The organism is Streptomyces sp. GbtcB6 (genome assembly GCF_019091475.1).
Taxonomy (GTDB): domain Bacteria; phylum Actinomycetota; class Actinomycetes; order Streptomycetales; family Streptomycetaceae; genus Streptomyces; species Streptomyces hyaluromycini.
Genome location: NZ_JAGXJL010000030.1, coordinates 25,521 through 43,441, shown reverse-complemented (window position 1 = coordinate 43,441; position 17,921 = coordinate 25,521). Strand labels below are relative to the sequence as shown.

Genomic DNA, 17,921 nt, shown 5'->3' with positions numbered 1-17,921 from the left:
GCAGCGTAGGTAGGGCCTATGGCGAGAACAAGAAATGCGTCAGCGAAACGCCATCGGGGGTTCGTATGGCTGGTATGCGCCTCAGCCGCCGGGCCGCGGGCGCAGCCGCACCGGAAGGGTACGCACGCTGTTGCCGACGAAGCTCGCCTGCCGGGCGAGGCTGTCCTCGGGGACGGCGAGGTCCAGGGCCGGGAAGCGGTCGAAGAGCCGCTCCAGGGCCACCGTGGCCTCCAGCCGGGCCAGCGGGGCGCCCAGACAGTAGTGGGCGCCGTGGCCGAGGGAGAGGTGGCGGACGGCGTCGGGACGGGCCGGCCGGGTGACGTCGAACCGGTCGGCGTCCGCGCCGTGCGCGGCCGGGTCACGGCCGGCGGCGGAGTAGCCGGCCAGGACCGGGGTGCCCGCGGGGATCACCGTGCCGTCGACGGTCAGGTCCCGCACCGGGTAGCGGAACGGGAAGTGGCTGACCGGTGCGTCCCAGCGCAGCGTCTCCTCGACCACGTCCGCCCAGTTCGCCTCGCCCTTCCGGACGAGTTCGAGCTGGTCGCGGTGGCCGCACAGGGCGCGCACGGCATTGGTGACGAGGTTGAGCGTGGTCTCGTGGCCGGCGATGATCATCAGCACCAGGGTGCCGATCAGCTCCTCCTGCCCGAGCCGGTCGCCGTCCTCGTCCCGGGCGGCGATCAGGGCGCTGGTGAGATCGTCGCCGGGACGCTCCGCGCGGGCGGCGGCGACGGCGGCGAGGACAGCGGCCAGCTCCCGGTTGGCGGCGACGGCCTCGGCCGGTTCGATGTCGGTGGCCACGACCTGGTTGGACAGGTGGTGCAGCCGGTCACGGAACTCGGCTTCCACGCCCAGGAGTTCACCGATCACGCCCATGGGCAGGGGCAGCGCGAAGTGCCGGCGCAGATCGGCGACGCCGTCGCCGTCGGCGGCCCGGTCCAGGTCGTCCAGCAGGGTGCCGGTCAACTCCTCGACCCGGTGCCGCAGTTCCTCGACCCGGCGCGGCGTGAAGGCCCGGCTGACCAGCCCGCGCAGCCTGCGGTGGTCGTCCCCGTCGGCGGTGGTCATGCCCCGCACGGTGGCGAAGGTCAGCAGCGGCCAGCCCGTGGGGATGCGGCCTTCCCGCAACCGCGTGAAGTGCCGGGCGTCCTTGGCGACTTCGGGATGCTGGAGAAACTCCCTGAGCGCCTCGTGCCCGAGCACGGCCATGCCCTCGATGCCGCCGGGCAGGACGACCGGGGCCACTGCGCCGCGCGCCAGCAGCCTGGCGTTGTCGGCGTGCGGACAGCCGCCGGCGGGGTCCAGGCGGTGTGGCGCGGACGGGGTCTCCACCAGGGGCTCCTCGCAGCGGTACGGCACGGACACGGCAGATCGTAGGCGCCCGCGAGCCCCGGGGAAGGGGCGTTTCCCGGACAGTCGCGTCCGGCACCGGGAGACGGGAACCGGCGTCGCGTCCCGCGCCGGGAGACGTGAACCGGCGTCACGTCCCGCGCCGGCAGGCGGTCGCCGCGGTCCCGTCCGGCAGCGGGTGCGGGAATATCGGCGACCGGTGCCATGTTGACGATCGCGGAACCCCGGGTATAGTGCGATCAGCACGTGTGAGCGCCCCTCTCCTGGGCGCCGAGTGCCGGTTCCACCCCTCCAGCCGTATCGCCCGTCGTTTCCCGACCGGCCGCCGGCTTCTCAGCACCACCTCGTGACCAGGGCTTTTCCGCCGTTCCCGAGGTGTCGTTCCCCGCCGCACGGAGGCCTGCGCACACGCCCTCCCGCTCGCGGCCCACTCCCCCCTTCGTTCATGTCTTCCGTCCGCGAAAGGACCACCACTCATGACCACCACACTCGAACCCCCTGTACAGCAGCAGGACCGGCCCGCCGGCCGGTCCGTCACCGGTGTCCTCGACATCGACCCGGGCGGGAAGGGCCAGCTGCGGGCCCCCGACTGCCTGCCCTCCCCCGCCGACCTCCAGGTCTCCCCGGCGCTGATCCGCCGTCACGGCCTGCGCAAGGGCGACCTCGTCGAGGGCGTCCGCGGCGACCGGCGCACGCTGACCGAGATCACGCGCGTCAACGGCCGTACGCCCGAGGAGTCACGCGACCGGCGTCACTTCCGCGATCTGACCCCGCTGCACCCGCACGAGCGGATCCGCCTCGAACACCCCGCGGCCGGGCTCGCCGGACGGGTCGCCGACCTGTTCGCGCCGGTCGGCAAGGGGCAGCGCGGGCTGATCGTGGCCCCGCCGAAGACCGGCAAGACCGTGCTGCTCCAGCAGTTCGCGGCCGCCGTCGCCGGCAACCACCCGGAGTGCCACCTGATGGTGCTGCTGCTCGACGAGCGTCCCGAGGAGGTCACCGACATGCGGCGCTCGGTGCGCGGCGAGGTGTACGCCTCCACCTTCGACCGGCCCGCCAAGGAGCACATCGCCCTGGCCGAACTCGTGGTCGAGCGCGCCAAGCGGCTCGTCGAGGACGGCCAGGACGTCGTCATCCTCCTGGACTCCCTGACCCGGCTGTGCCGGGCCCACAACAACGCGGCCGCCTCCAACGGCCGTACCCTCAGCGGCGGTGTCGACGCCGGCGCGCTGCTCGGCCCCAAGCGGTTCTTCGGCGCCGCCCGCACGGCCGAGGAGGGCGGCTCGCTCACCATCCTGGCCACCGTCCTGGTGGACACCGGCTCCCGGGCCGACGGCTACTTCTTCGAGGAGCTGAAGAGCACCGGCAACATGGAGCTGCGCCTGGACCGCGAGCTGGCCTCCCGGCGGGTCTTCCCGGCCATGGACATCGCTCCCTCCGGCACCCGCCGCGAGGAACTCCTGCTCACCCCGGCCGAGTTGACCGCTATCCGCGGACTGCGCCGGGCCCTTCAGAGCCGGGAGGGCACCCCGAGCGGCCTGGAGACGCTCCTGGAGCGGATGCGGGAGACCCCGGACAACGCGACGTTCCTGCGGCGCGTGCAGCCGACCCTGCCGGCTGGCTGACACCGGACGCCCCTCCCGGCGGGCCGGGACCGGGCCCGGGCGTGCGGCATCCGGGTTGCGCACGGCATCCGACCGGCCCATGCAGCGCGCGGGACATCGCCCCCATTCCTACGTTGATCATATGACGATCGGATTCCCTGACCGATTCCCTCGGCGAGCGGCGGTGTCGACCTGCTCCCTCTGCCTGGCGGGCCTGCTGGCGCTGGCGCCCGGCACGGCCGCCGCCGGCACCGGGGCGCTGGACCCGGCACCGCCCCCGAGGGCGGTGGTGCCCGGCCCGTCGCTGCTCTACCAGTCCGGCCCGCAGGTGCGTCCGCACCTCGGGGCCCCGGAACTCCCGGACGTCTCCGCGCTCTCCTGGCTGGTCGCCGACGCGGGCACCGGCCAGGTGCTGGCGGCGAACCACGCACACCGCAGACTGCCGCCGGCCAGCACCCTGAAGACCCTGTTCGCGCTCACCGTGCTGCCCGTCCTGCCCGCGGACCTCCAGCACCGGGTGACGCCCGAGGAGCTGGCGGACGTCGCCGAGGGCAGCAGCCTGGTCGGCGTCGAGGAGGGGCACACCTACCGGGTGTCCGACCTGTGGCGCGGGGTCTTCCTCAGCTCCGGCAACGACGCCGTGCACGTCCTGGCCGCGCTCGACGGGGGCTGGGACCGCACCGTCACCCGGATGCAGGCCAACGCCCGCTCGCTGGGCGCCCTCGACACCCACGTCGAGTCCCCCGACGGCTACGACGCACCGGGGCAGGTCTCCTCCGCGTTCGACCTGGCGGTGTTCGGCCGGGAGGGGCTGCGCAACCCTGACTTCGCGCGGTACTGCTCCACCGCCCAGGCCCGCTTCCCCGACGGCGCCGGCTGGTCGTTCGGCATCGAGAACACCAACCGGCTGCTGACCGGCCAGGACGGTGTGGGGCGGTACCCCGGCCTGATCGGGATCAAGAACGGCTACACCAGCAACGCCGGCAACACTCTCGTGGCCGCCGCCCGGCGCGGCGGGCGCACCCTCCTCGTGACGGTGATGAACCCCCAGGACGGCGGCGTGTACGACGAGGCCCGTCAGCTGCTCGACTGGGGTTTCGGGGCGGCCGGACGGGTGGACCCGGTGGGCTCGCTGGACGGTCTGCGGGCCAAGCCGCGGCCCCGGCCGGGCCCGAGCACCGTACCGATGGCGGCGGCCACCGCGCCCGAGGACGACTCCGGCTGGTCGGACACCGCCATCGCCGCGGGCTTCGCGGTACTCGGCGCGGGTGCCGTCACCCTGGCGATGCGGCTCAGGGGCGAACGCTCCGGGCGGGACTGACCGACCGGCAGGCCCAGCAGCAGGCCCAGCGTGATCCAGGTGTAGAGGTTGCTGCCGAGGAACCCGTCGATGCCGGACGCGTCGTCGAACCACAGCCACACCACGCTGGTGCACATCACCGCGTAGAGGGCACTCGCGATCCGCGGGTGCCCGGCGCGGGCCAGCAGCGCGAACGACGGCAGCACCCACACCAGGTGGTGCACCCAGGTGATCGGGCTGACCAGGCAGGCCGCGAGACCGGTGAGCGCGAAGGCGGCCGTCCAGTCGCCGGCCGCCACGGCCCGGCGGGTCCGCCACGCCCACACGGCCAGCGTGAGCAGCACCACGATCGCCCACAGCGGCTTGTCCGGATGGCCGAGCCGGGCCAGCACGCCCTGGAGCGACTGGTTCGAGACGTAGTCGAGCCGGCCGACCCTGCTGGTGTCCCAGAGCGCGTCCGTCCAGTAGTAGCGGGAGGCCTTCGGGTCGGCCCAGGCCGCGAGAGCGGTCGCGGCGAGCGCCACGGCCGTGGCGACACCGGCCGCCCGCCACCTGCGGCCGATCAGCAGCATGCCGATGAACAGCGCGGGCGTGAGCTTGATCGCGGCGGCGAGCCCGATGCCGGCCCCGGCCCAGCGGCCCCGCCCGCTGCGCAGCAGACAGCAGTCGCCGAGCACCAGGGCGAGCAGTATCAGGTTCACCTGGCCGAAGCTGAAGGTGTCCCGCAAGGGCTCGAACAGCGCCAGCCCGCACAGCGCCAGCGCCCAGCGGTACCAGCCCCAGCGCCGCCAGCCCGGCCCGGCCAGGACGCGCAGCACGAACGCCAGCGCGGCCAGGTTCAGCAGCAGCGAGGCGGCGATGGCCAGGTGCAGCCCCACCAGCGCCATGGGCAGCATGCCGACGGCGGCGAACGGCGGATACGTGAACCCGTACGCCGTCCCGGGCACCCGGTAGTCGTAGATCCGCCCGCCGTGATGCACCCAGGTGTGCACGGTGCCGTAGTACACGCGCAGGTCGAACCAGTCGCGCAGCAGCGGCACGGTGGCCGTGAACGCGGTCACGGCGGCGACGAGGACCAGGACGAGCAGCAGCCTCCCCCGGTCGGTCCGTGGTGCTCTCGGGCCTCTCATGCCGTACGTCCCACGGCCGGGGCCTGCGCGGCCTGGTGGGCCTGCCACAGCACGACCACGCCGAGCACCCCGCCGGAGACGGCGAGGACCAGCTGGCCGATGTCGGCGGGACCGCCGCTGGGCAGCACGGCGAGGGCGAGCACTCCGGTGACGGCCGCCACCCGGTGGCGTACCGAGGTGCTGGGCGCCGCCGCCGCTATCAGGAACAGGCCCCAGATGGCGTACCAGGGGCGGATCGCCGGCCCGAAGGCGGCGACCGCGGCCAGGCTCAGGCCGAGGGCGTAGACCGGGCGGGGCCGCAGCCGGACCCATATCAGCAGCACGGTCACCGCGGTGAGCGCCAGCCCGAGCAGATGCCAGGCCGGGACGGCGAGCGGCGCCAGATCGCTGCCGAGGTGTTCGAGGAGCGCGCCCGTGGCCCGGCCGAGCAGGCTGCTGAGCGCCCAGTTGTGCGGGGAGACGGGCGTGTCGAGCGCCCTTATCCACCCGTACCCCGTCCCGGCGACCGCGGTCGCCACCACGGTCGTGGCCCCCGACGCGACCACCGTCGTCAGGGTGGCCCGCACGGGGCTGCGGCCCTTGCGCGCCTGTACGACGATCACCGCGAGCAGACCGAGCGCCGCGGGCGCCTTCACCAGCGCCGCGAGCGTGACCAGTACGGCCCCCAGGAACGGCCAGCGGCCGAGTGCCGCGACCAGGCCGAGGCCCAGCAGACCTAGCATGATCGCGTCGTTGTGGGCGCCCGCGACCAGGTGCAGCAGCACCAGCGGGTTGAGGGCGCCGAGCCAGAGCGCGGCGGCCGGGTCGGCGCCGCTGTGCCGGGCGAGCCGGGGCAGCGCGGCCGCCATCAGGCCGACGCCGAGCAGGGCGACCAGCCGCATGCCGAAGAGGCCGGCCGGGAGTTCGCCCCGGGTCAGCCCGGACAGCAGCGAGGCCACGCCCATGAACGCGGGGCCGTACGGGGCGGCGGTGTTCTGCCACACCGGGGCGACCTCGTCGGCCAGCGGGCCGCCGAGCTGGGCGGGTCCCGACGTGTAGACGTCCATGTGCGCGTCGACCATCGCGCCCTGCGCGAGGTAGCTGTACACGTCCCGGCTGAACAGCGGGGGCGCGAGCAGCAGCGGGGCCGCCCAGACGGCGAGGACCAGCAGCAGCTGCCGCGGGGTGGGCGGCTCGGCGCCGCGCACCAGGCGGCCGAGCAGCAACCACGCCGCGATCAGCAGCACGACGCCGAAGTAGACGCCGACCAGGCCGAACGCCGCCTGCACCGAGCTGGGTGCGAGCAGGTCCTCCACGGGGAGAGCGCCGGCTGTCTCACCTCCCAGGGCAAGGAACGCGGTGCCGGCCAGGCCGAGTACCTGGCAGCGGCGTAGATCGACGGGGAAAGCCATGGCCAACACTGGGTCAGCGTGTCAATTGCGGGTGGCCGGAAAGCGACGAGGTGTTTTCTTCGGGGGGGCCTGGTTGTTACCTGTGGGTGGTGGACCGTGGCCGGGTGCGTCAGGTCGCCCCCGTGTTCACCGTAGTGGGGCCCCTGCCGGCTGTGCGCTGTCCACGGCACCGGCCAGGAGCGTGACCAGTTCGTCGATGAGCGGAAAGTGGGCACTGGGTCTGCTGACGGCGAGGATCTCGCGGTGAAGCGGCGCGACGCCCGGCCGGAGGACCACTCTCTCGACCCCGGCGTCGTGTCCTGCTCCGAGGAGCGTGGCCGGGATCAGGCCCACCGCGAGACCCGCCCGGATCATGGCGAGCATGCTGTGCAGGTCGTCGGTCTCCAACGTCACCTGCGGCGCGATCCCGGTCTCACCGGCCCAGCGGTGCAGCAGCCGCCGGTCGGGGTTGTGGGCGTGGCCTGAGACCCATTCCCGTTCCAGGCATTCGGCCAGCTCCACCGGCCGTCGGCGCCCGGGCTCGGCACCTGTGACCAGGACCAGCGGCTCACGCCCCAGAAGAGTGATCGTCAACGCGTCGGACGGAGCCGGCGGGTCCTCGGGCAGGTAGCGGTAGGCGACGAGCAGGTCGATGTCTCCCGACGTCACCCTCGGCAGGCCCTCCTCCGTCTCGACGACGACCAGCCGGATCCGGGGACCTGGGCGGCGAGCCCTGAGCGTGGACAGGACCTGAGGGAGGAGGTAGGTCATGGCGCTGGGGTAGATCCCGACGCGCAGTTCGGCGATCTCCCGGTTCGCGATGCCGCGGGCGGCGTCCTGGAAGCGAGCGGTCGCGTCGAAGAGCGTCTCCGCCGCCCGCGCGAGGGCACGGCCGGCCGCGGTGAGGATCAGCCGGCTGCCGGGGCGGCGGGTGATCAGTTCGAGCCCCATGTCACGTTCGAGTACGGCGATGTGCTGGGACACCGCCGAGGGCACATAGCCGAGCTCGGCCGCGGCCTCGGCCATCGAACCCCGGTGCACGACGGCCAGGAAAGTGGCCAGGAGCTTCAGATCCGGCTGAGACTTCACGGTTCATGAACTTTCTCTTCGGGATCCATCGCTTTACGTGTCTCGGGGTCGGCACCCAGAGTAAAGGCAGCGCGACGCCAGGCACTCCGCCCGACAGAAAGCAGAGACATGGCCATCGACCTCACCGCCCTGCGGGCCCACTTCCCCTCCCTCGCCACCGGGCTCGCCTTCTTCGACGGTCCGGGGGGAACGCAGACGCCCCGCCCGGTGGCCGACGCCATCACCGCGACACTGACCGGCCCCCTGTCCAACCGGGGCACCGTCACCCCCTCCGAGCTGAACGCCGAGCGCGCCGTCACGGACTTCCGCGCCGCCTGCTCCGACCTGCTGAACGTGCCCGCGCACGGCGTCGTCCACGGCCGCAGCGCCACGCAGCTCACCTACGACTTCTCCCGCCACCTCGCCAGGACCTGGAACGCGGGCGACGAGATCGTCCTCAGCCGCCTCGACCACGACGCCAACGTCCGCCCCTGGGTCCAGGCCGCCGAGCGCGCCGGCGTGAGGGTCCGCTGGATCGAGATCGACCCGGAGACCACGGAGCTCGATCTCGACTCGTACGAGCAGGCCCTGACGCCCCGGACCCGGCTGGTCGCGGTCACGGCGGCCTCGAACGTGCTGGGCACCAAGCCACCCGTCCGCCGGATCGCCGACCGCGCCCATGAAGCCGGCGCCCTGGTGTACGTGGACGGCGTCCACTACGCCGCGCACCACCTCGTGGACGTGCCCGCTCTCGGGGCCGACCTGTTCGTCTGCTCGCCGTACAAGTTCCTCGGACCGCACTGCGGGGTGCTGGCGGCGGCGCCCGAGTTCCTCGAGACCCTGCGTCCCGACAAGCTCCTGCCCTCCCCCGACACGGTGCCCGAACGCTTCGAGTTCGGCACGCTGCCGTACGAGGTGCTGGCGGGCGCCACCGCCGCCGTGGACTTCCTCGCCGAGCTGGACCCGGGCACGGGGGTCTCACGCAGGGAGCGGCTCACCCGCTCCCTGGAGTCCGTGCACAAGCACGAACTGAGTCTGCGGGCGCGGCTGGAGAAGGGCCTGGGCTCCCTGGGTGACGCCATCACCGTGCACTCGAAGGCCCCCGACCGCACCCCGACGCTCCTGATGACCCTCGAAGGCCGCGACGCGCGCGAGGCCCAGGCGCATCTTGCCGCGCGCGGCGTGGTCGCTCCGGCCGGGTCGTTCTACGCCTGCGAACCATTCACCGCGCTCAAGCTCGAAGACCCCGCCCTGCGCGCGGGCCTGGCCCCCTACAACACCGCCGACGAGGTGGACCGCTTCCTCGACGGGCTCGCCTCTCTCCTGTGACCTCGCCGGATCCGGCCCGGCGCCGGGCTGCCCGCCGGCGCGGTCATTCCTGATCCCGCGCCACCGCGTCGATCGCGAGGATCGCCATCGCACGGGCAGCGCGGGCGGGAGCGCCGCTGCCCTGCAGCACGCACTCGGCGGCGGCGCCATCGGACGGCGTGACCAGTTGCCAGGCCAACGCTGCCGGGTCCGCCGAGTGCAGTGCCCGGGCCAGCGCGCGCAGCCGTGCTCGCAACCATGCCTTGTGGTCCCGCACGACTCTGCGTCCGGGGTGTTCCGCCGGCGGTTCCAGGCCGGCCGCGGTCTGGACCCGGGTCCGGGTTCCGGTGGTCGAGGGCTAGGCCACCACCCCGTTGCAGCGCCTGGCGGTGGTCGCCGACTCGGCGAACGGCATCTCCAGCGAACTCGCGCTGGACCGCTTCCTTGCACGACGTGTCCGGGACGATCGGCACCGCAACCCAGCCGCTCCTCGTCCAACCCCGCGAGCGCTCCGGGCAGCGGGCAGGACACCGGGAGGAGACCTTCACAGCGACAGGCGGATCCGGATGTCGGTCGGGCAGCCCCCAGAAGGATCCGTGCAGGCCGACCTCGGCGAAGTAGGTGCCTGCGGCGGCGGGTCCCGGCGGGTGCAGTCCGTGCACGCTGTACCGGGGATTCCGCACGGCCTACGGCTTCGCACCCAGCGACTACCGACGCGATCCGCGATTGCGCCGCGCCCGCGCGCTCCTGACCGAGGGCACAGCCGCCTACCGCATGGTCCTAGAACACCGACAGACCCGTGAGTGTCGTGAATCTGTCCAGCGCTGCCACTCCCGCCACCGAGTTGCCCCGCTCGTCCAGTCCCGGGCTCCACACACAGATCGCACAACGGCCCGGTACCACGGCGATGATGCCGCCCCCGACCCCGCTCTTGCCCGGCAGGCCGACCCGGTAGGCGAACTCGCCCGCCGCGTCGTACGTGCCGCAGGTCAGCATCACGGCGTTGACCTGCTTGGCCTGGCTTCTGGTCAGCAGGCGGGTGCCGTCGGCACGTATGCCGTGGCGGGCCAGGAAGGTGGTCGCCAGGGCCAGGTCGGCGCAGGAGGCGGCCACGGAGCACTGGCGGAAGTACTGGCCGAGGAGGACCGGGATCTCGTTGTCGATGTTGCCGTAGGACGCCATGAAGTGGGCCAGGGCGGCGTTGCGGTCGCCGTGCTGGGACTCGGAGGCGGCGACCTCCTTGTCGAAGTCCAGGGAGGCGTTGCCGCTCTCGGCGCGCAGGAAGGCCAGCAGCTCGCCGGCCGCGTCCCCGGTACGGGTCTGGAGGCGGTCGGTGACGACGAGGGCGCCCGCGTTGATGAACGGGTTGCGCGGGATGCCCTGCTCGTACTCCAGCTGGACCAGGGAGTTGAAGGGGTTGCCGGAGGGTTCGCGGCCGACGTGCTCCCAGAGTTCGCCGCCCTCGCGGGCCAGGTCGAGGGCGAGGGTGAAGACCTTGGTGATGGACTGCGTGGAGAAGGGCTGCCGCCAGTCGCCGACGCCGTAGACCGTGCCGTCCAGCTCGGCGACGGCCATGCCGAAGCTGCGGGGGTCGCAGGCCGCGAGCGCCGGGATGTAGTCGGCGGGGCGGCCGCGGCCCGGCGTGCGCTCTATCTCCTCGGCGATGCGCTCCAGGACCGGCAGGAAGGCTTGGGACGACGTCATTGTCATGATCACCATTGTGCCTCCGGGCCGGTCCTGGCGCGTACTCGCAGGTCAGGCGAGGGGTGAGCCGCTGCCGGCGACGACCTCGGGACGCAGCAGGTCGGCGAGCCGCTCGGCGGGCAACAGGCCCTTCTCCAGGACGAGTTCGGCGACCCCGCGGCCGGTGACGAGGGCCTCCTTGGCGATGTCGGTGGCCGCCGTGTACCCGATGTACGGGTTGAGGGCGGTGACCAGGCCGATGGAGTTCTCGACCGTCGCCCGCAGCACCTCGGTGTTGGCGGTGATGCCGTCCACACAGCGCTCGGCGAGCGTGAGGCAGGCGTTCCGCAGGTGTGTGATGCCCTCCGACAGGGAGTGCAGGATGATCGGCTCGAAGGCGTTGAGCTGGAGCTGCCCGGCCTCGGCGGCCATCGTGATGGCGACGTCGTTGCCGATGACCTCGAAGGCGACCTGGTTGACGACCTCGGGGATCACCGGGTTGACCTTGCCCGGCATGATCGACGAACCGGCCTGCACGGGCGGCAGGTTGATCTCGCCGAGCCCGGCCCGCGGCCCGGACGACAGCAGCCGAAGGTCGTTGCAGCTCTTGCTCAGCTTGACCGCGATCCGCTTGAGCACGCCGGACATCTGGACGAAGGCCCCGCAGTCCTGGGTCGCCTCGACCAGGTTGGCGGCGGTGACCAGGGGCAGCCCGGTGATCTCGGCGAGGTGCCGGCGGGCCGACTCGGCGTAACCGGCGGGCGCGTTGAGGCCGGTCCCGATGGCGGTCGCCCCGAGGTTGATCTCGTGGATCAGCTCCACGGCCTCGGCGAGCCGGCTGCGGTCCTCGTCGAGCATCACGGCGAAGGTGGAGAACTCCTGCCCGAGCGTCATGGGAACCGCGTCCTGCAACTGCGTACGGCCCATCTTCAGCACGTCACGGAACTCGACGGCCTTGCGCCCGAAGGAGTCCTGCAGCACGGCCATCGCCCGGAGCAGCCCGCGCACCGCGAAGACCGTGGCGATCTTGACGGCGGTCGGGTAGACGTCGTTGGTCGACTGACCGAGGTTGACGTCCTCGTTGGGGTGCAGGTACTGGTACTCGCCCTTCTGGTGCCCCATCAGCTCCAGCGCCCGGTTGGCGACGACCTCGTTGGCGTTCATGTTGGTCGACGTCCCGGCACCGCCCTGGATGACGTCGACCACGAACTGGTCGTGCAGCTTGCCGGCCCGTATCTCCCGGCAGGCGGCCACGATCGCCGCGGCCTTCTCCGGCGCCAGCAGCCCCAGCTCCTCGTTGGCGAGGGCGGCGGCCTCCTTGACGGCGGCCAGGGCGTCGATCAGATGCGGGTAGGCGGAGATCGGCGTACCGGTGATCGGGAAGTTCTCGGTGGCACGCAGACTGTGCACACCCCAGTAGGCATCGGCGGGCACGTCACGGTCGCCGAGCAGATCGTGTTCGCTACGAACAGTCATGTCCTCTTCCAAAAGAGTGAGGGTAAAGCGCCCCGTAGGGGCGCGGGGAACTGCGCGACCGGCCACACCCGGCCCGCAGCCGCCGAACAACAGGTCCGCGCAGCCGACTAGGCGCAGGCCGAAGCCACTACCGGCTCCAGGGACCGGACGGGCCGCACACGCCCGACCTCCCTGCCACCGCCGAGCAGCGCCTCCCCGGCGAACCCGGTCAGCAGCTCCGGATCAACCCCGGCCCTCTCCAGTGCGGCCGCAGCGACCGGTACCCGCGCCCGGTTCGCCCCGTCGGCGATCTTCACGGCCACGGCCCGCCCGTCGGGCAGCGCCGCGACCTCGACCCCCTCGAAGCCGTCCTTGGCCAGCAGCCCCGGCACGGCCGCCATCAGCGCGGCCACGTCGCGCCCCGCGCCGGACGCCATCTCCGCGTGCTCCCGCATCGCGTCGGCCACCCGCGCCTCGGGCGTACCCGGCGCGGCGGACACGATCCGCGACACCGCACGTGCCAGCCCGTGCAGGGAGACGGAGAACAGCGGCGCCCCGCACCCGTCCACAGTGGTCGCCGCCACCCGCTGCCCGGTCAGGTCCTCGACGATCTCGGCGATCGCCTGCTGGAGCGGATGAGCCGGATCGAGATAGTCGTCCAGCGACCAGCCGTTGAGCTTCGCGGTCCACAGCATCGCCGCATGTTTGCCGGAGCAGTTCTGCGCGAGCCGCGACGCCTCCCGGCCCTCGCGGATCCAGGTGTCCCGCACGGCCGGGTCGTACGGCATGTCGGGCACGTTGCGCAGATCGGCTTCCGTCAGTCCGGCGAGGCCGAGGATCCGCCGGGTCCCGGCGAGGTGCCGCTCCTCGCCGGAGTGGCTGGCGGCGGCCAGCGAGAGCAGGTCGCCGTCGAGGGACAGCCCGGCCCGCAGCATGGCCACGGCCTGGACGGGCTTGAGGGCCGAGCGCGGGTAGAACGCGGCCTCGATGTCGCCGAGCTGGAACTGGACTTCCCCGTCGGCGCCGAGGACGACGACGGAGCCGTAGTGGATGCCCTCGACGACCCCGCCGCGGATGAGGTGGGCGACGGGGGCGTGGAGGGGTTCACGGACGATGGGTGCGTCCGCGGGGGAACTGCTGTGCATCACTGCCTGGTCTCGGGTGAGGTGGGACGGACCGGTGCGCGGTTCACGCGTCGGTTCCGGTGGACGTGCGCGGGCGCCGGCGCCGGATGGCGTACCAGCCGGCGACCAGCGCGGCGACGATCAGCGGCACGCACAGCACGGTGGTGCGTCCGGCGCCGCCGTCGGCGTACATGAGGACCAGGACGGAGGCGAGGAACGCCAGCGTCACGATCTCGGTCCAGGGGGAGCCCGGCAGTCGGTAGCCGGGGCGGGTGAGTTCGCCGTTCTGGGTCTTCCGCCAGAAGAGCAGGTGACAGAGCATGATCATGCCCCAGGTGGAGATGATGCCGATCGCCGCGAAGTTCAGGACGATCTCGAACGCGTCGGCGGGGACCACGAAGTTGAGGCCGACGCCGAGGACGCAGATGCCGCTGGTGAGCAGGATGCCGCCGTACGGGACCTGGGTGCGGCTCATCTTCGCGGTGAACTTCGGAGCGGAGCCGTTGACGGCCATGGAGCGCAGGATGCGGCCGGTGGAGTAGAGGCCGGAGTTGAGCGAGGACATGGCCGCGGTGAGGACGACGAGGTTCATCACGCCGCCGGCCGCCGGGACGCCGATGTGGGAGAGCACGGTGACGAAGGGGCTCTGTCCCGCCGTGTACTTGTTCCAGGGCAGCAGCATCGACAGCAGGATCACCGAGCCGACGTAGAACAGGCCCACGCGCCACATGATCGAGTTGATCGCCTTCGGCATGATCTTCTCGGGGTTCTCGGTCTCGCCCGCGGCGACGCCGACCAGTTCGACCGAGGCGTAGGCGAAGACGACGCCCTGGATGATCAGCAGCATGGGCAGCAGGCCGTTGGGGAAGACGCCGCCGTTGTCGGTGATCAGGGACGGGCCGGGGGTGGTGCCGTCCACGGGGTGCTGGGTGACCAGCAGGAAGATGCCGATGACCATGAAGATGACCAGGGCGCTGACCTTGACGATCGCGAACCAGAACTCCAGTTCGCCGAAGATCTTGACCGAGATCAGGTTCACGGTGAGGACGACGGCCAGGGCTATCAGGGCGATCACCCACTGGGGTATGTCGGAGAACATCCCCCAGTAGTGGGTGTAGGTGGCGACCGCGGTGATGTCGGCGATGCCGGTGGTCGCCCAGTTCAGGAAGTACATCCAGCCCGCGGTGTAGGCGCCCTTCTCGCCCAGGAACTCCCGGGCGTAGGAGACGAAGGCGCCGGAGGACGGGCGGTACAGGACGAGTTCGCCGAGGGCGCGCACGACGAGGAAGGCGAAGACTCCGCAGACCGCGTACGCGACGAAGAGGGAGGGGCCGGCGTCGGCGAGGCGGCCGCCGGCGCCGAGGAAGAGGCCGGTGCCGATGGCGCCGCCGATGGCGATCATGTTGACGTGCCGGTGCTTCAGCGACTTGCTGTAGCCGTGGTCTCCGGCGTCGACGTGACGGGACGAGGGGCGCGTCTCGTCTTTGAGGTGCTGTTCGCTCACGCCTCGGTTCCGCCTTCCTGGTGCTGGTCCGTGCGCGCGGGGCGCACGATGTGGGTGAGGGTGGTCTCGACGCGGTCGAGGTGGTGGCTCATGGCGTCCACGGCGTCGATCTCGGAACCGTCGATCAGCGCTTCGACGATGGCCCGGTGCTCCCGGTTGGACTGCTCGCGGCGGCCGCCCAGTTCGTTGAGGAAGGCCGACTGACGCGCCAGTGCGTCCCGGATCTCCTCGATGACCCGGCGGAAGACCGGGTTCTGGGCTGCCTCGGCCACGGCCAGGTGGAAGAGGGTGTCCATCGCGACCCACGCGGTGGTGTCCGTCTCCCGCTCCATGCGGTCGAGCAGATGGGCCAGGTGGTCCAGGTTCTCCGGGGTACGGCGCAGCGCCGCGTACCCGGCGACCGGGATCTCGATGTGCCTGCGCACTTCGAGCAGGTCGCTGGCCGCGTAGTCGCCGAAGGTGGGGTCCTCGACGGCGTTGGCGACCACGAAGGTGCCCTTGCCGGTCTTGGAGACGGTCAGGCCCATCGTCTGCAGGGCCCGCAGGGCCTCGCGCAGGACGGGCCTGCTGATCTCCAGGGTGCGGCAGAGCTCCGCCTCGGAGGGGAGCTTGTCGCCCACGGCGTACTCGCCGCGCTCGATGGCGGCGCGCAGGTGCGCCAGTACCGCTTCCATGGCGCTCACGCGCCGCGGAGGCTGTCCGGCTGTCGGGCTGTCTGACAGGTTCACGGGTGAGATGTTCCGGGTTGCGTGAGGACGCTGTCAAGGTTTCCGGAAAGGAAACATTCACGGGGTGCGACGCCTGAATGCAGGCATCACACCCCGTGGCGGAGCTGTGACTCGTGGGACGGCGGCCGTCAGGCGTTGATGGTGCCCGCGGCGAGGAGGCCGAAGAGCGCCAGGCCGATCACGATCCGGTAGATCACGAACGCGTTGAAGGAGTGCTTGGCGACGAACTTCAGCAGCCAGGCGATGGAGGCGTAGGCGACCACGAAGGAGACGACCGTACCGACGACCAGCGGGGCGGCGCCCACGCCCGCGCCGAGCGCGTCCTTGAGCTCGTAGATGCCGGCGCCGGTCAGGGCCGGGATGCCGAGGAAGAAGGAGAGGCGGGTGGCGGCGACCCGGTCCAGGTCCAGGATGAGCGCGGTGGACATGGTGGCGCCGGAGCGGGAGAAGCCGGGGAAGAGCAGGGCGAGGATCTGCGAGCAGCCGACCAGCATCGCGTCCTTGAAGGAGGTGTCGTCCTCACCGCGCTTGTGGCGGCCCATCTGGTCCGCGCACCACATCACACCGGAGCCGACGATCAGCGAGCCGGCGACCACCCACAGCGACCCCAGTGGCCCCTCGACGAGCTTCTTGGCGGCGAGGCCGACCACGACGATCGGGATGGTCGCGGCGATCACCCACCAGGCGAACTTGTAGTCGTGGTGGTAGCGCTCGTTCTTGTTGACCAGTCCCCGGCCCCAGGCGGAGACGATCCGCTTGATGTCCTTGAAGAAGTACACGAGCACGGCGGCGATGGCGCCGACCTGGATGACGGCGGAGAACCCGACGACGGACTGGTCGTCGACCGGGATGTTCATGAGCCCCTCGGTGATCTTGAGGTGGCCGGTGGAGGACACGGGAAGGAACTCGGTCACCCCCTCGACTACCCCGAGGACGGCGGCCTGACCGACGGAGATGGCGCTCATGGGATCCAGTTCTGCAGAGTTTGGTCGACAGTGCTGTAGACAGTCTTACAACGGGCGGGTGTGAGGCAAGTCCTAGGCCCAGACGGCCTGGGCGATCGCCACCCCGGCGAAGGCCGCCCCGAGGCCGGCCCCGAGGCTCGCGACGACGTTGGCGGCAGCGTAGAGCCCCGCGCCGGTCTCGGTAAGCCGGAGTGTCTCGTACGAGAACGTCGAGTACGTCGTCAGCGCCCCGCACAGCCCGGTGCCGAGGAGCAGCTGGAGGTGCGGGCTCGCCGCCCCCGCCGAGGCCGCGCCGGTCAGCAGGCCCAGGATCAGGCAGCCGGTGACATTGACCACGAAGGTGCCCCAGGGGAAGACGGAGTCGTGCCTGGCCTGGACGGCGCGGTCGGTGAGATAGCGGAGCGGAGCACCGACGACGGCGCCGAGGACGACCAACAGCCAGTTCACAACGACTTCTTACCCTTCGCATCCGTTTTGCCCGTGCCGTCCGCGTCGTTCGCGTCGTTCGTGCGGCCGACATACCGGATGACTTCGCAGTCGTCCAGGGTGACGAGACCCTCGGTCACCAGTTCGTCGAGCTGCGGCAGGAACGCCCGGACCCGCTCCTCGGTGTCCACGACGACGACCGCCACCGGCAGGTCCTCGCTCAGGGACAGCAGCCGGGAGGTGTGGATGCGGGAGGAGGCGCCGAAGCCCTCGATGCCTCGGAAGACGCTGGCTCCGGCGAGTCCGGCCCGGTGGGCGCGGTGCACGATCTCCGTGTAGAGGGGCTTGTGGTGCCAGGTGTCGTCCTCGCCGATGTAGACGGTCAGGCGCAGGGCGCGGCCGGTCAGTCTCGTCATCGCTGCCTCCGGGTGAGGACACGGCGGGTCGCGGTGGCCGCGCACCACACCGCCGCGAGGGCCGCGCACAGGGTAGCGGCGAGGTAGGCGAGGCCCGTGGCGGGCCGGCCGTGGTCGACCAGTTTCTGGATGTCGACGGCGTAGGTGGAGAAGGTGGTGAAGCCGCCGAGGACGCCGGTGCCGAAGAAGGGGCGGACGAGGCGGTGGGCCGGGAGTCCTTCGGTGATCAGGACCAGGAACGCGCCGATCACCGCGCAGCCGATGACGTTCGTCCAGAAGGTCGCCCAGGGAAATCCCCCGGTGGCCGTGGGCAGCGCCAGGGCGAGGGCGTAGCGGGCCACGGCGCCGATCGCACCGCCGGCCGCGACCACCGCGACTACCGGTGCCTGGGCACGCCACTCGGGCCGCCTCTGCGGGGTCGGCTGAACGCGGAGGCTCTCGGCCTCCGGGGCTGTCATGGTCGTACGTCTCCTGTTCGGCACCGCCCCTG

Annotated in this window: 16 protein-coding genes and 1 pseudogene; 3 read left to right on the top strand and 14 right to left on the bottom strand. The window is 71.8% G+C overall.

Going from position 1 to position 17,921, the window contains the following annotated elements:
- Nucleotides 1-81: 81 nt before the first annotated feature.
- A complete protein-coding gene (locus tag KVT45_RS37240; RefSeq protein WP_217553679.1) occupies nt 82-1,332 on the bottom strand; it encodes a cytochrome P450 in 1,251 nt (416 codons plus the stop codon).
- A 494-nt stretch (nt 1,333-1,826) separates the two neighbouring features.
- Between KVT45_RS37240 and rho the strand changes: the two genes are divergently transcribed.
- A complete protein-coding gene (gene rho, locus KVT45_RS37235; protein ID WP_217553608.1) occupies nt 1,827-2,975 on the top strand; it encodes a transcription termination factor Rho in 1,149 nt (382 codons plus the stop codon).
- Between the two features lie 79 nt (nt 2,976-3,054).
- Nucleotides 3,055-3,990, top strand: a pseudogene (locus KVT45_RS37230) (D-alanyl-D-alanine carboxypeptidase family protein); the annotation flags it as partial.
- Nucleotides 3,991-4,031: 41 nt separating this feature from the next.
- On the opposite strand, the gene KVT45_RS56755 reads toward KVT45_RS37230, so the two are convergent.
- The 3 genes from KVT45_RS56755 to KVT45_RS37220 form a co-directional block, all read right to left on the bottom strand.
- Nucleotides 4,032-5,384, bottom strand: a complete 1,353-nt coding sequence (locus tag KVT45_RS56755) for a glycosyltransferase 87 family protein (protein ID WP_308310981.1) — start codon at nt 5,382-5,384, stop codon at nt 4,032-4,034.
- Nucleotides 5,381-6,775 (bottom strand): polyprenol phosphomannose-dependent alpha 1,6 mannosyltransferase MptB, encoded by a 1,395-nt coding sequence (gene mptB / locus KVT45_RS37225; protein ID WP_217553606.1) that lies wholly within the window; start codon nt 6,773-6,775, stop codon nt 5,381-5,383. Before mptB ends, KVT45_RS56755 begins: the two co-directional genes overlap by 4 nt.
- 126 nt (nt 6,776-6,901) lie before the next feature.
- Nucleotides 6,902-7,843 carry a LysR family transcriptional regulator gene (locus tag KVT45_RS37220; RefSeq protein ID WP_217553605.1) on the bottom strand — a complete coding sequence of 314 codons (942 nt, stop codon included), beginning with the start codon at nt 7,841-7,843 and terminating at the stop codon, nt 6,902-6,904.
- Nucleotides 7,844-7,951: 108 nt separating this feature from the next.
- Between KVT45_RS37220 and KVT45_RS37215 the strand changes: the two genes are divergently transcribed.
- On the top strand, nt 7,952-9,151 hold the full coding sequence (locus tag KVT45_RS37215; protein ID WP_217553604.1) for a cysteine desulfurase-like protein: 1,200 nt from the start codon (nt 7,952-7,954) through the stop codon (nt 9,149-9,151).
- Nucleotides 9,152-9,194: 43 nt separating this feature from the next.
- Here the strand turns inward: KVT45_RS37215 and KVT45_RS37210 are convergent, their stop codons facing one another.
- The 10 genes from KVT45_RS37210 to crcB (KVT45_RS37165) all read right to left on the bottom strand — a co-directional run bounded on the left by KVT45_RS37210 (nt 9,195) and on the right by crcB (KVT45_RS37165) (nt 17,889).
- On the bottom strand, nt 9,195-9,407 hold the full coding sequence (locus tag KVT45_RS37210) for a hypothetical protein (RefSeq protein WP_217553603.1): 213 nt from the start codon (nt 9,405-9,407) through the stop codon (nt 9,195-9,197).
- Nucleotides 9,408-9,910: 503 nt separating this feature from the next.
- The gene (locus tag KVT45_RS37205) at nt 9,911-10,849 is read right to left on the bottom strand and encodes a glutaminase (RefSeq protein ID WP_217553602.1); all 939 of its coding nucleotides are present in this window, start codon (nt 10,847-10,849) and stop codon (nt 9,911-9,913) included.
- Between the two features lie 36 nt (nt 10,850-10,885).
- On the bottom strand, nt 10,886-12,289 hold the full coding sequence (gene aspA / locus KVT45_RS37200) for an aspartate ammonia-lyase (RefSeq protein WP_217553601.1): 1,404 nt from the start codon (nt 12,287-12,289) through the stop codon (nt 10,886-10,888).
- Nucleotides 12,290-12,396: 107 nt separating this feature from the next.
- Nucleotides 12,397-13,413, bottom strand: coding sequence for an asparaginase (locus KVT45_RS37195; protein ID WP_217553600.1), 1,017 nt, complete (start codon nt 13,411-13,413; stop codon nt 12,397-12,399).
- A gap of 43 nt (nt 13,414-13,456) precedes the next feature.
- Nucleotides 13,457-14,896 carry an amino acid permease gene (locus KVT45_RS37190; protein ID WP_217553599.1) on the bottom strand — a complete coding sequence of 480 codons (1,440 nt, stop codon included), beginning with the start codon at nt 14,894-14,896 and terminating at the stop codon, nt 13,457-13,459.
- Nucleotides 14,893-15,570: a FadR/GntR family transcriptional regulator gene (locus KVT45_RS37185; RefSeq protein ID WP_089105704.1), complete on the bottom strand. Its 678-nt coding sequence runs from the start codon at nt 15,568-15,570 to the stop codon at nt 14,893-14,895. Before KVT45_RS37185 ends, KVT45_RS37190 begins: the two co-directional genes overlap by 4 nt.
- 182 nt (nt 15,571-15,752) lie before the next feature.
- Entirely contained in the window at nt 15,753-16,589 is an 837-nt protein-coding gene (locus KVT45_RS37180; protein WP_089105705.1) for an undecaprenyl-diphosphate phosphatase, read from the bottom strand.
- 72 nt (nt 16,590-16,661) lie between these two features.
- The gene (crcB, locus tag KVT45_RS37175; protein WP_217553598.1) at nt 16,662-17,036 is read right to left on the bottom strand and encodes a fluoride efflux transporter CrcB; all 375 of its coding nucleotides are present in this window, start codon (nt 17,034-17,036) and stop codon (nt 16,662-16,664) included.
- The gene (locus KVT45_RS37170; RefSeq protein WP_217553597.1) at nt 17,033-17,431 is read right to left on the bottom strand and encodes a DUF190 domain-containing protein; all 399 of its coding nucleotides are present in this window, start codon (nt 17,429-17,431) and stop codon (nt 17,033-17,035) included. Before KVT45_RS37170 ends, crcB (KVT45_RS37175) begins: the two co-directional genes overlap by 4 nt.
- Nucleotides 17,428-17,889, bottom strand: coding sequence for a fluoride efflux transporter CrcB (gene crcB / locus KVT45_RS37165; RefSeq protein WP_217553596.1), 462 nt, complete (start codon nt 17,887-17,889; stop codon nt 17,428-17,430). The genes KVT45_RS37170 and crcB (KVT45_RS37165) overlap by 4 nt, the downstream gene beginning before the upstream one ends.
- Nucleotides 17,890-17,921: the final 32 nt, after the last annotated feature.